11 protein-coding genes are annotated in these 12,110 nt (G+C 58.9%); 4 read left to right on the top strand and 7 right to left on the bottom strand.

Annotation, left to right across the window (positions count from 1 at the left end):
* Window positions 1-11: 11 nt before the first annotated feature.
* On the top strand, window positions 12-389 hold the full coding sequence (locus OHL22_RS16900) for a hypothetical protein (RefSeq protein WP_263339909.1): 378 nt from the start codon (window positions 12-14) through the stop codon (window positions 387-389).
* A 148-nt stretch (window positions 390-537) separates the two neighbouring features.
* On the opposite strand, the gene OHL22_RS16895 is transcribed toward OHL22_RS16900, so the two are convergent.
* The 5 genes from OHL22_RS16895 to OHL22_RS16875 all read right to left on the bottom strand — a co-directional run bounded on the left by OHL22_RS16895 (window position 538) and on the right by OHL22_RS16875 (window position 5,748).
* On the bottom strand, window positions 538-1,296 hold the full coding sequence (locus tag OHL22_RS16895; RefSeq protein WP_263339907.1) for a DUF3108 domain-containing protein: 759 nt from the start codon (window positions 1,294-1,296) through the stop codon (window positions 538-540).
* A 232-nt stretch (window positions 1,297-1,528) separates the two neighbouring features.
* Window positions 1,529-2,149 (bottom strand): methyltransferase family protein, encoded by a 621-nt coding sequence (locus OHL22_RS16890; protein WP_317890905.1) that lies wholly within the window; start codon window positions 2,147-2,149, stop codon window positions 1,529-1,531.
* Window positions 2,146-3,366 (bottom strand): glycosyltransferase family 9 protein, encoded by a 1,221-nt coding sequence (locus tag OHL22_RS16885; RefSeq protein WP_263339905.1) that lies wholly within the window; start codon window positions 3,364-3,366, stop codon window positions 2,146-2,148. Before OHL22_RS16885 ends, OHL22_RS16890 begins: the two co-directional genes overlap by 4 nt.
* A gap of 109 nt (window positions 3,367-3,475) precedes the next feature.
* Window positions 3,476-4,483, bottom strand: coding sequence for a tetraacyldisaccharide 4'-kinase (lpxK, locus tag OHL22_RS16880; RefSeq protein WP_263339902.1), 1,008 nt, complete (start codon window positions 4,481-4,483; stop codon window positions 3,476-3,478).
* Window positions 4,480-5,748, bottom strand: a complete 1,269-nt coding sequence (locus OHL22_RS16875) for a 3-deoxy-D-manno-octulosonic acid transferase (protein WP_263339900.1) — start codon at window positions 5,746-5,748, stop codon at window positions 4,480-4,482. Before OHL22_RS16875 ends, lpxK begins: the two co-directional genes overlap by 4 nt.
* 90 nt (window positions 5,749-5,838) lie before the next feature.
* Between OHL22_RS16875 and OHL22_RS16870 the strand changes: the two genes are divergently transcribed.
* Both OHL22_RS16870 and OHL22_RS16865 read left to right on the top strand, forming a co-directional pair.
* Window positions 5,839-6,540, top strand: coding sequence for a hypothetical protein (locus OHL22_RS16870; protein ID WP_263339898.1), 702 nt, complete (start codon window positions 5,839-5,841; stop codon window positions 6,538-6,540).
* A 149-nt stretch (window positions 6,541-6,689) separates the two neighbouring features.
* Complete coding sequence (locus OHL22_RS16865) at window positions 6,690-7,115, top strand: hypothetical protein (protein WP_263339896.1); 426 nt, start codon at window positions 6,690-6,692, stop codon at window positions 7,113-7,115.
* A gap of 19 nt (window positions 7,116-7,134) precedes the next feature.
* On the opposite strand, the gene OHL22_RS16860 is transcribed toward OHL22_RS16865, so the two are convergent.
* Window positions 7,135-9,393, bottom strand: coding sequence for a S9 family peptidase (locus tag OHL22_RS16860; RefSeq protein ID WP_263339893.1), 2,259 nt, complete (start codon window positions 9,391-9,393; stop codon window positions 7,135-7,137).
* A 157-nt stretch (window positions 9,394-9,550) separates the two neighbouring features.
* Entirely contained in the window at window positions 9,551-10,147 is a 597-nt protein-coding gene (gene rsmD / locus OHL22_RS16855) for a 16S rRNA (guanine(966)-N(2))-methyltransferase RsmD (protein ID WP_263339890.1), read from the bottom strand.
* A gap of 120 nt (window positions 10,148-10,267) precedes the next feature.
* On the opposite strand from rsmD, the gene OHL22_RS16850 reads away from it, so the two are divergent.
* Window positions 10,268-11,383 carry a CBS domain-containing protein gene (locus OHL22_RS16850; RefSeq protein ID WP_263339887.1) on the top strand — a complete coding sequence of 372 codons (1,116 nt, stop codon included), beginning with the start codon at window positions 10,268-10,270 and terminating at the stop codon, window positions 11,381-11,383.
* Window positions 11,384-12,110 lie beyond the last annotated feature (727 nt).

Raw genomic sequence — 12,110 nt, 5'->3', positions numbered from 1 at the left:
AACATAAGCGGGTGTACGATGCAACCCAACAGGCAAGCATCCGCACCACTCCGGAGGCCTCCTCGTCCATGGATTATCCCGTTTCCCCGGCTCGTACTCACAGCGAGAACGACACGCGACTCATCGAGGCATCGGTCGAAGATCCCATCCAGACTCCCGAAGAGAAGCTCGAAGAAGCCCGGCGCATCCGCCGCCTGCAATTCATGATGAACATGGTCATGCAGGTCATTCAGCAGGATGTCTCACTGCCCGTCGAGCAAGCCTCAGAGATGTGCGCCGACGCCCGCCGGGCCGCGCTAGCCATGTTCCCGGACAAAGCTCTAGCCTTCGACCTAATCTTCTGGCCACGCCTGCAGCGCCTAATGCGCGAGCGTTACCGCATGCAATAGAGGACGAAGTTGAGGACGCCGATGAATCCCTCCATAGCGATAGATCCCTCTAAAACGTAGGCCGGGGATTTATCCCCGGCACAAAGGCAAAGCCGTCATTGGGCTTTAGCCCCTGAGGTGAGCTTTTGATTTCTATCCGCTGTCTGAGTCATTTGTTCTCTAAGGTCGCCAGCCGGAACGTGATCGTCCCCCAGAATGACCGAGCCCGCATCTGCACCGGCAGGTGCCGATCATCATCTGTGTACCAGATCCAGATCTGCCCCCGGTTCTTCACCACACCGGCATCCGCCGTCGGCTCCACGCGCACTGTCTTGTACGTCCCGGAGGGCAGCTTCAGCTCTTCCCGCCCCTCCACCTTCATCGTCACTATCACCGTTTTCAGCGGATCGGAAACCGGAATCTGGAAGCTCTGGCCCACCGTCATCGGTTGTGAAGAAGCATAGAAAACCCCCGTCAGCAGATCCGTCACGCAATTCGGAATTCCCGCCTCCAGATGCTTCGTCTGCCCAGTCGTCAGGTTCTTCTCATCCAACACAGACTTCCCGTCCGTGTAATCCATCTTCAGCGTTGAATTGATCTGGCGCCGCCCCTCGATCGTCTGCTTATCGAACTCCGCCGTGCATCCCCTGTCGCGATCGAACGTCGACTGAAATTTATCGCTCACCCGGTAAATCAGGTTGATCGCTCCGGTCGTATCTCCCGTTGCGGTCAGATGTTCTTTTTCACCATCGGCTTCCAGATGCACCGTAGCCGTCGCCGCCGGAAATACCCTCCAGTCCACCGCGTACGTATACGTCTGCTTTGCAGGGAACGAATAACCAGCCCGAGGCGCAGGCAAAGGCGCGACCGTCGCAACCCCCATCGCAGGCGCAGGAGTCTGCTGCGCCCGCAAATGGGTCGCTGTCATTGCCACGAAGCATGTCAGAAGAATCAAAGAAAAAGAATGCCGCTGCACCGTAGGGGCTAGCTCCATCAAAAAATTATTGAAAATGCAGTTCTTACATTCCCGTAGCGGTGCACGCACCATACGGTTCCAGGCTCGCCGCCACCTATCAGGCAGTCAACTCGGCCCGTTCTTTAGACGTATCTGGTCGCAATGAACGGTCTGGAGGAAAGAGAATAACGACCGGCAATTGCAACTACCTTCCATGCGTCGCGTGTAACCAGATGGCGAGCCCCAGGCTCAGGTACAGCAACGCGGCCCCTAGCAAAGCATTGTACTCGCGATGTTTCCGGTAAAGCGCCAGCGAAAATTTCCCATCCTGCCCTCGATTGCCATCCGGAGACCGCACCGGCGTCAGACGCGGAAAAAGCCTCGGCACTCGCGCGCAATACCACTCGTATTCAAGAAACGTATCCCGCAAAAATGTCTCTTCCGAAGCGATAACCGGCACATAAATCAACAGGAAAAACGCAACCAGCACTCCCGCAAACGCCCAGCTCATCAGAGCAACGGCAAAGCCCGCCGCAATCAGTATCGATCCCAGATACAGCGGATTACGCACATACGCATACGGCCCGGTAATCGTCAGTTCGCTGTTCTTCTTCACATACCCTGACGCATATCCGCGCAACGCCAATCCCGGAATCACCAGCAGCAGGCTCCATGCCACCGCTGCTCCCTGGGGCCGGTGCTTGATCAATTCCCAGAGGTAAACGGCCCCCGCAACAAAACCAAGAGGCACGCGAATCCGCCTGGCAATTCGTTGCCAGCCTGACAGAAACCGCGCCATCACCGATGGCTGATCATCGCCGATCAAGAAAACCTCGCTTCGTCCGCCGACCGTGTTTTGTCCTGTCGTGTTTGGCTCTGCCGCGCTTGCCCCTGCCGTGCTTGCCCATGATCGATCATCAGCACTTGTCCACCCGTCTGCTCCGGCTCGCTCTCATGTACCGTTCGTTCGTGCAGCAGCAATTCCATCACCGCAGTCATCACCGCCTTAGGCATAATCGTCAGCAAACCAGCCTCCGGCTCCTCGCGCCGCGTGTGATCTCGTCTGCTCTCAGGATTTCTTAACACAATAAACTTCGTTCCAAACGGCCCATTGCGGTTCGGCTCCGTTGGTCCATAAATCCCCACCACCGGCCGCTCCAACGCACACGCCAGATGCAGTGGCCCTGTATCGCCGCCAACCACAACCGATACCCTCCGGGTCAATGCAATCAACTCCGCAATCGAACACCGCACCATCGTTGCAAATCCATGGGCAGCTTCAACCACGCCATTCGCCAACTCTTCCTCGCCAGGTCCCGCGCTCACCAGCGACACTCCACCCCGCTGCGCAAACTCTTCCGCCACAACTCCATATCGGTCGACCGGCCAGCGCTTGGCTCCCCATCCAGCGCCAGGGTGAATCAACAAAACCGGAGACCTCGCCGTGCCAAACATCTCACCCTCAAGAACATCGCACCATTCTTCAGCCGCTTCATCATAGGGCAACACCGCAGGAGCATACATCAATTCATCGCCCGCTACCGCCGCCGCCAGCTCTATATCCTGCTCAATGACGTGAACGCCGCAGGTCGCCACTCGCTCGCTGAAAAGCCACTTCGCAATCGGCTCGCGCGGAGTCTCCTCGCCAATGATCCGGCGACATCCCGTAAACCGCGCAACGATCCCCGAGCGCACCGAGCCCTGCATATCGATGACGGCATCATACCCACCCTCGCGCAATTGCCGTCGCAACGTCAGAATGTCACGCAAAGTCTGCCGGCTCAGCGGTTGCCGGCTCCACTGCTTGGCTGGAACCACAAACAGCTTGTCCACCAGCGGACGGCTCGCGCTCCTCGGCAATTCCGTGCTCGAAGCAGGTCCCTCGACTGCCAGCAATGGCATCCACTGCGGCTCAACAGCCCAATCGATCTGCCATCCCGGATGCGCCCGGCGCAGCGCCGTCACGGCCGGCAAAGCATGCAGAATATCGCCCATCGCCCCCAGCCTGACCACCAAAAGACGAAATGGAACCTGTCCGCGCAAGCTCCAATTTTCTCACACCGCTTGCTCCGCAACTCCTCGGCCCTCAGTCGTCCTACGCGATGCAGCCGTCTCTTGGGATTTCCATACGAGGGCTGATTTGGCGTTCGATTCAGGTGCTCTGATGTCCCAACTCACTGAGAAGCCAGCTCATCGCCGCACTCTGGTCTTCGATCACAATCTTCAAATCCGCAGCCAGAATCGGTACTGCTTCCTCCGATCCAAGACTCAGATCGCCCATCCGGTACAGATCCTTCGCCGTCGTAATCAGCGCACCCGCCCCCGTAGTGCCGGCCCTTCGTCGCAGCGATTCGATATCCCCAAACGTGTACGGATGATGATCGGCAAAAACCCGTGTCTCAGCGAGCTTCAACCCTGCCGCCATCAGTCCGGCAAAGAACTGCTCCGGCCGCCCTATACCGCAAAAGGCCACCCACGGCAACGCAACAAGCGACTCCGGCATCGGCGGTAGAACCATCTCCCGTCGAAATCTCCAGATTTTCTGCCCCCGTGCCGTGCCAAATCCGCGCGACTCAAGCAGTTGCACTGCTTCATCATCCTGCGCCGGAACCGCCAGAACATGTGCTCGTGCCAGTGCGGAAAACGGCTCCCGCAGATTTCCCGCAGGCAGCAGAAAATCGCGAAGATCCTCCAAATTCACCAGCACAATATCCACCTGCCGCGCCAATCCACGATGCTGGAAACCATCATCCAGCAGATGTACACCCGTCTTGCCTTTCGCCTCCCGCTCCGCCAGCCGTCCAGCCTGCCACCGGCTAGCCCCCACATACACTGGAGCCTCGGTCGTACGCGCAATCAACAGCGGCTCATCGCCAAATTGCTCCGCGCTTCCATGCCGAGGTACACGCTCCGTAACATCGCCTTTCCGCCCATATCCGCGCGAGAGCACATCCACGGCAATTCCCCGCTCCTGCAACAGCCTCACCAGCGCAACCGTAAACGGTGTCTTGCCCGTCCCTCCCGCCGACAGGTTCCCAACACTCACCACCGGCCACGCCAGCTTCCGCACTGGAGCCAGCCCAGTGCTCCAGCTCAGACCACGCAACGCTAGCCCCGCCCCGTACAACGGTACGAGCGGCATAGCCCATGGCCGTCTCATCGATGCGCCTCCAACACATCACGCAGCGCGGCCACCGTCCGCGCAGTCGCTCCAGCCTGCTCCTCAAAAAACTGGCGTCCTCGCTCACCCATCTCCGCAGCAGCCTGACCATCCGAAAGCAGCGCAGCCATTTCCATTCCCAATGCAGGTGAATGAACAATAGCAATCGCTTTTTTGTCCGCCATCCAGCCCACAATGGAGACAAAATTCGCGTAATGATCCCCCATCACCACAGGCACGCCAAACTGCGCAGGCTCCAGAGGATTATGCCCACCCGCCGGCACAAGGCTGCCTCCCACAAACGCCACCGCCGCCATCGAATACACCGTCGCCAGCTCTCCCATCGAATCCAGCAGCACCACTTCACCCGGCTGAAGCATCGCCTCACCCATCGCCGACCGCCGCCGCCAGGGCACGCCTGATCGCTCCAGCAACTCCGCTACAGCCCCAAATCGTTCCGGATGCCGCGGCGCAATCACCATCGCCAGCTTTGGATCGGCACTCAGCATCTCCGGCCACGCTTCCAGCAGCGCCGCTTCTTCGCCCTCCAGCGTGCTCCCAGCCACCACCAGACGCAGATCCCTGCGAAGTTCTTCTATCAGCTTCACCGCTGCAGAGTCCGCGCCCGAACGCACGTCAAACTTGAGATTGCCCGCCACTCGCACGTCTTCGCAACCCAATTGACGAAGCCTCTCGGCATCCAGTTCCGATTGCGCAAGCACCAGGCTCAGCCGTTTCAAAATAAGACGCCAAAGCGCCCGCAAACGCCTATACCGTGGCCATGACCGGTCCGAAACCCGCGCATTCACCACCGCTACCGGAATCCCGCGCCGAAAGCATCCAAACAGCAGATTGGGCCAGAACTCACTCTCCGCCAACACCAGCATCCGCGGCTTCAAAGCATCCAAGTGCGCCCGCACAGCCCATGGCACATCCAGCGGAGAATAAAAAACCCGGTCACTCCCGAAACGCTCCCGAGCCACCGCTTGCCCCGTCCGCGTCGTCGTCGAAACCACGACAAAGTATTCCGGAAACTCCGCGTCCAGCGCCTTCACCAGCCGGCTCACGGCCAGCACCTCACCCACCGAGACAGCATGCACCCAGATCACCGGACGTCCATTGCGCCCCTTCAGCTCCCGCACCCGCCCCAGCCGCTCCGGCAACCCCTCGCGATACTTCTCCATCGTCAGCAGCCGCCATATCCACCACGGAGCGCTAACCAGAAGCACCAGCATGAGAGCTGCGTTGTAAAGAAATAAAATCATGCGTGACGGATTCGCTGAGTCCGCTGTCTAACCTCTGCAATCATAACGTTGAGTACCAGCGCATCAACCCGCATCCCCGCGAGGACTCTCATGTTTAAGACTGGGATTGCCGCTTTCGCCGCCAGCTACGCCAGACCGTTCCTCAGGCAGGTTGCCGGATTTGCACTACTCACCGCCTTGCTCTCGCCACCGGCCATTGCCAGCGATCACAACCCGCCGCGCGTACAGCCCGCCACTGACTTCGCCGCCGTCGAGGTCCACAAAGACGAAAAGGTCGCCATCGCCGCCGAGCCCTACGACACCAAAGAGAAGATGGAGCTCTTCCGCGTCGACTACATCTCCCACGGCGTTCTGCCCATCCGTCTTATCGTGACCAACAACTCCGACCGCCCCATCTCCCTGCGCGATGCCCGCATCATCTTCGTCACCGCCAACGGAGACCGCATCCAGGCCGCCGAGCCCGAAGACGTCGAGCGCCTCATGTCCCGCAAAGAACGCGAAGGCTCCAAGATCCCCATGCCCGGACCCATTCCCTCGATCCATCTAAAGCCCAAGGCCAGCAATAAAGAGATCGAGCAGGACTTCGATGCCCTCGAGTTTCAAGCCCTGGTCGTCGAGCCGCACACCACGCAGGCCGGCTTCCTCTTCTACGACCTCAGCGGACTCGAGCACCCGCTCAAAGGCGGCATCCTCAACCTGCACACCATCAAAGACGCCGATGGCAAAGAGCTCTTTTACTTCGAAATCCCCTTCGACAAATACCTGAAAACCAAATCCAGTGTGATGAACTAAACAATTCTGTAGTGCTTGTCAATCGAAGCCGCATACCTGTCGCAATCGTGACAGTTTCCTGATGTTTGTCTGCAACCGAGTCTATTTTTGGGTACTCGCGTCTTCGCTTTGCAGAGCACGCACCTTAAGTGCTCTGCAAAGGATGGACTATGCAGATCCACACAAGCATTCTGCGTTCCTTGGTTGCCGCCACACTCACCGTGTTGTTCATCACTCCAACCAGTTCCATCGCTTCACCCAAGCCTCTCGATCCTGTAACCGTCCACAAGCGCATCCTCAAACGCGGCGAGGGCAACTGGATCGCCGTACAAGAGAATAACGGCGTCGATCTCTTTGGCAGAATCATCACCATCGGAGATCGATCCTTCACGCTGCAACTGCACAACGACCCGCAGACCACCGAGATTTACTATTCGGATGTTGCCTATCTCCGCACAGGCTTCACCACCGGACAGAAGATATTCATGATCGGCGGAATAGCGGCAGTTGCGGGCGTTTCCATCTGGGGATTTGTCCACATTCACAACCTCGAGAACAAGCAGCTCAGCAATCAGCCCACTCCCGTTTTTCCATGACCACCATGCGCCGGTGAATCTATGGATGTACCTTGCACCCCACATCCTTCACCGGCGCCACATCATACTGCGGCTCGCACTCATTCATCAGAAACTTATCCATCCAGTTCATGATGTTCTCCAGCCGCTCCACGCGATGCCACGGCTCTCCCGATCGCGAAAGCTCATGGCTCTCCCGCGGAAACCGCACCATCACCGTAGGAATCTTCTTGTACTTCAGCGCGCGGAAGAAAATCTCCCCACCCGAAGTCGGTGGCGTGCGATAGTCCGCATCCCCCAGAATGAACATCATCGGCGTCTTGATGTTGTTCACATATGTCAGCGGCGAGCGGTCGTGATACGCCTGCAGATTGTCGAACGGCGCAGGCTTCATCCAGTACTGCCGGAACTCCCCGATATCCGCCGTGTACCACCACCCCGCCCAGTCCACAATGTCGCGCTGCGCCACCGCTGCTTTGAACCGGTTCGTCTGTGTCACCGTCCAGTCCGTCATCAATCCGCCGCCACTGCCGCCCGTCACGCCCTCACGCTCCGGATCAACCCATCCCTTCTTCTCCACCGCGTCCACCGAGTCCATCAGGTCGTGAAAATCATCGTTGGGATAGTTGTCCTGAATGATGTTCGCGAAGTTCTCGCCATAGCTCGTCGATCCGCGCGGATTCGGATACACCACCACATACCCGCGAGCCGCCATCCAGAGCATCTCGTGATCGAAGACCCACCCATACGCCGAGTGCGGTCCACCATGAATGTTCAGGATCATCGGATACTTCGTCCCATCCTGAAAATCAGGCGGCAACTGCACAAACGTATCGATCGTCTCGCCCTTGATATCCTCCGGATGCGACGTCGGCACCACCTGCAGATCTTCCGGCATCTTCAGATCGAGTTGACTGAACAACGCATCGTTCACGTGCGTCAACTGCGTCTGCGCCTTGGTCCCCGTAATTGAATACAGCTCTCCAATCATGATCGGATTCGAAATCAGCGCCACCAGCCTCGACCCATCCGCCGCCTCGGTGAACCCAAGCACCGCCTGCTTCTCCTGCGTCAGTTCGCCCACTTCGCCAGAAGCCGCATCCACCGTCACCAGCAGCGCGCTCCCCCGCTTCGCCACCACATCCGTCAGCGACGAATCATCCGGGCTCCAGCTCAGCGCAGCACGTCCCGCTCCGCGCGGCGCAACATTATCTCCACCAACCGTGCCGCCCATTTCATAGCTCAGCTTGCTCGTAAGATTCTTGGGCTCGCCCCCTGCACTCGGCTTCCCTCCATCCCACTTCAGATCCATCACCCACAGATCTGTCTGCTTATGGCTCACCGGCTTTGCAGGATGCTCCTGCGCATGAAAAGCAATTCGCTTTCCGTCATGCGAAATCGCAATCCCGCGCGCACTGATCTTCAGATCATCCGCAAACTTCGTATCCGCCAGTCCCTTCGGATGCTCTGCACCCGTCGGAGCCTCAATCGCATACAGCGTGTTGTGATCCTCCGCATCGTAGTAAGGCTCTTCTTCCTGCACAGACGTATAAAAAATCCAATCCGACTTAGGCGACCATTGATACTCCTCAACCCCAAACCGCCCGCCCGTCAGCTGCCACGGAGCATCCTGCGTCCCATCCGCCTTGAGCAAATGAACGAGATACAACTGCGGCGCAACCGAAGCATCCGTATACCCCGCGCCATTCAGCCTGTAGTTATTGCGAGTAATAATCCGCACATCCGACACATGCGCATCGTCGCCCGTCGCCCGCGCCTTCTTCGCCGCCTCCAGCTTCGCCTCTTCCTGATCCTTCGGCGTCGACGACACAACCACGATCGCCTTGCCATCCGGCGACCACGAAGGATTCGAAACCCCCTTCGGCAAATCCGTCAGCCGCACCGGATTCGTATCCGCTGCGCCTTTCTCCATCGGCTGCAGATACAACTGCGGCGGCGCAGGCTTCCCTTCCTTCTCCGCACTGCGCACAAACACCAACTGCTTCCCATCCGGCGACCATCGCGGAGAAGTATCATGCGGCCCGCTCGTCAGCTCCACAGGCTCAGCACCCTGCTTCGTCAGGTCCAGCAAACAAATCCGCGTCTCATACCCGCTGCGATCAGCCGCAACCGTCGCCAGCACATACGCCACCGTCGAACCATCCGGCGACATCTGCGTATCGCCAATCCACTTGAAGCTGAATAGATCTTTCTCAGTGATAGCGCGCTTCTGCGCAACAGAAGCAACCGTGAATACAGCAAAGACGAAAACAACGGCAGAGCAAAGCAATCGGCGCATAGAGCCTCGATGGAAATCTGGGATAGATCGTGCGGGGCGTGCCTGTCAGCAATACGACAAATCATCCGAAACGTCGTACGTGACGCTTGCCCTCAAAACCGGCAGCAAAAGCTCATTTCGGCTGATAGGGAAAAGAATGCCACATCCAACCGCCTTCTCATCCACTTACTTCGTAGAAACTCAACGCAGCATCTCCCTGCTTCAGCAAACGCACGCGCCGCAATGCCCCAAAGCTCTCGCCCGGATCATCCTTTCCGCGATGCTCCGCCACTACCAGCGCTCCCTCGACCAGCAGTTCGCGCCCATCACCGCCCAGCAATTCCAGCACAGCGGCATACTCGGCAGCCGCATCATACGGCGGATCGAGAAACATCACCCCAAACGGTCCAACCCCGCCACGCTCCAACCCGCCGCGCAGGAACCGCAGCACCGCAGCCTTCTCTATGCGAATACCCTCTCGCCGCGAGCGAGCATCCAATCCCAGCCCCGCCAGATTCTTCTCCACCACCCGCAGCGCCGCCGCCCCTTGCTCCACAAACGTCACACTCGCCGCGCCCCGGCTCAGCGCCTCAATCCCCACCGCCCCCGAACCCGCATACAGATCCAGAAACACTCCGCCATCCACACGATCCACCGCCCCCTGCGTCAGCACGTTAAACAGCGTCTCTCGCAGCCGGTCACTCGTCGGCCGTGTATCCATTCCCGCCTGAGCAGCCAGCACCCGCGACCGGAATTTCCCCCCAATCACCCGCATTCCCCGCCAGCTCCTGTCTTGGTTTTCCCGTCTATCATCCCGGAAGGGGATCCGCTTCTCAGCAGCCTCGTATCAATAGCCACAACCACACTCGCCTCACCCCGATACAATCATTCTCATATGCGAGGCTGGTCAATCCCGTTAGGCCGCTGGATGGGTGTCGAAATCCGCATCCACACCTTCTTCGTGATGCTGGCCGTCGTCTTCATGCTCGTCGCCAACGCCGCAGGCGTCAGTTCCACCGCGGGACTCGCCCTCTGGGTGCTCGTCTTCGCCGCCGTCGTCGTCCGAGAAATCGGACGCCTCCTCGTCGCCGGCTGGCTCGGTCTTCGGCTCCGCACCATCCTCATCCTGCCCATCGGCGGCCTCTTCGCCTACGCCAACCCTGAAAGCCAGGAGCGCTCCAGCTCCGGCAGCGCACAATACGCACTCGCCGCCGCAGGCCCCATCGCCAACATCTCCACTGCCGCAATCCTCGCCGCAGGCGCCATGGGAGCCTCCGGCAGTTTCCCGCTCCTCACCCCGCCTCTTGTCTCACCCACCACTCTCGTCCGCAGCCTCATCTGGCTCCAGGCCGCGCTCGGCCTGCTCCACCTGCTCCCCGCCTATCCGCTCGATGCCGGCCGCCTACTGCGCAATAACTGGACACGCGCTCACTCGCCCTCCGCGGCCAGCCGCGCTCTCTCCGGCCTCGGCCAGCTCGTCGCTCTCGCCGCCATCTTCTGCGGATTCTTCCTCCACGACCCCATCCTGCCCGCCGCCGGATTCTTTATCTTCATCGGCGCGCAAATCGAAGATCAGGGCGTCTTCTTCCAATCCGTCGTCGATACCGTCCAGATGCGCGAAGTCATGCTCACCGACTACGCCACCCTCTCACCCAGCGACACCCTCGCCGACGCCCTCCACCGCTGCGTCCACTCGCTCCAGGAAGACTTCCCCGTAGTCCGCAACCGGCAAGTCGTAGGCATCGTCAACCGCCAGCGCATCGTCGAACAGCTCCGCATCGAAGGCAACGGCTACATCCAGGGAGTTATGTCGCGCACCTTCCAGGTAGCCCGCCCAGACGACACCCTCGGAGCCATCATCCGCCGCATCAACGCCGGCCGCGGACTAAGTCTCATCCCCGTAGCCGAAGGCGAAAACATAGTAGGCATGGTCAGCGTCCAAAACTTAATGACCAGCATGTCCCTACTATCCGAACAACGCCGCCTCGAACGCCTAGACTCCGAAAACTAACCCCCGCCGGTGCATTGGGTCCCAGCCACGTTGTCCTCCTGAGCAGAGCGAAGGACCTGCTTTTGTCTTTGTAGTTGCATCTGCAGTTGCTCTTGTCTTTGTTTTTGCCCTTGTCTTTGCCTTTTTGTTTGTCATCCCCGAAGGGGATCTGCTTCTGTCTTCGCAGTTGCATCTGCATTTGCTTTTGTCTTTGCTTTTGCCCTTCTATCTGTCATTCCCCTTTGGGGAATTTGCTTTTATCCCACGCAAGTGGCCCAGTCATCCACCTCTCTGCTTCCGCGTCCCACCAACGCAGCTGTGCCCCATTCATCGCGGTTTCATCGCGATGAGTGGGCGGGACAGGTCTAAAATCCAGTCACTCGCGGCCTGATGTCAAAACCGAAGACTGGCAATGGTCCAGCTTCCTGCATTACCGCACCGGAAACGATGGGATCGTAGAGATAGAATCCTGGTGGACAGCCATGCGCAGAGAACGAAGCATCCTCGAAACCCAGGTCTCAAAGGCGAGACCTGAGGCACCCTCGGTGGTGAAGGAAACATGAAATCTGGGCCACCCGCCAAATGAGCGACAATGGCTTTCATGCGCAAGGTAGTTGCTTCATGGGTAGCACTGCTGTGTCGAAGCCGGACTGGAGGGCAAGGGCGGTCTGACGCCGTTCCTAATTGTGACCCATCCCATGCGTTGAAATACCTTATTCACAAGGTGTCCTTTATTACAGTCCTTTCT

The sequence above is a fragment of the Acidicapsa dinghuensis genome (assembly GCF_025685685.1).
In the GTDB taxonomy this organism is placed as follows: domain Bacteria; phylum Acidobacteriota; class Terriglobia; order Terriglobales; family Acidobacteriaceae; genus Acidicapsa; species Acidicapsa dinghuensis.
This window is presented reverse-complemented; position numbering and strand designations above follow the sequence as displayed.

Excerpts from the sequence above, each read along its gene's own strand:
- OHL22_RS16895 (WP_263339907.1), bottom strand. The coding sequence starts at position 1,296 with ATGACAGCGACCCATTTGCGGGCGCAGCAGACTCCTGCGCCTGCGATG.
- lpxK (WP_263339902.1), bottom strand. The coding sequence starts at position 4,483 with ATGAGACGGCCATGGGCTATGCCGCTCGTACCGTTGTACGGGGCGGGG.
- OHL22_RS16875 (WP_263339900.1), bottom strand. The coding sequence starts at position 5,748 with ATGATTTTATTTCTTTACAACGCAGCTCTCATGCTGGTGCTTCTGGTT.
- OHL22_RS16870 (WP_263339898.1), top strand. The coding sequence starts at position 5,839 with ATGTTTAAGACTGGGATTGCCGCTTTCGCCGCCAGCTACGCCAGACCG.
- OHL22_RS16865 (WP_263339896.1), top strand. The coding sequence starts at position 6,690 with ATGCAGATCCACACAAGCATTCTGCGTTCCTTGGTTGCCGCCACACTC.
- OHL22_RS16860 (WP_263339893.1), bottom strand. The coding sequence starts at position 9,393 with ATGCGCCGATTGCTTTGCTCTGCCGTTGTTTTCGTCTTTGCTGTATTC.
- rsmD (WP_263339890.1), bottom strand. The coding sequence starts at position 10,147 with ATGCGGGTGATTGGGGGGAAATTCCGGTCGCGGGTGCTGGCTGCTCAG.
- OHL22_RS16850 (WP_263339887.1), top strand. The coding sequence starts at position 10,268 with ATGCGAGGCTGGTCAATCCCGTTAGGCCGCTGGATGGGTGTCGAAATC.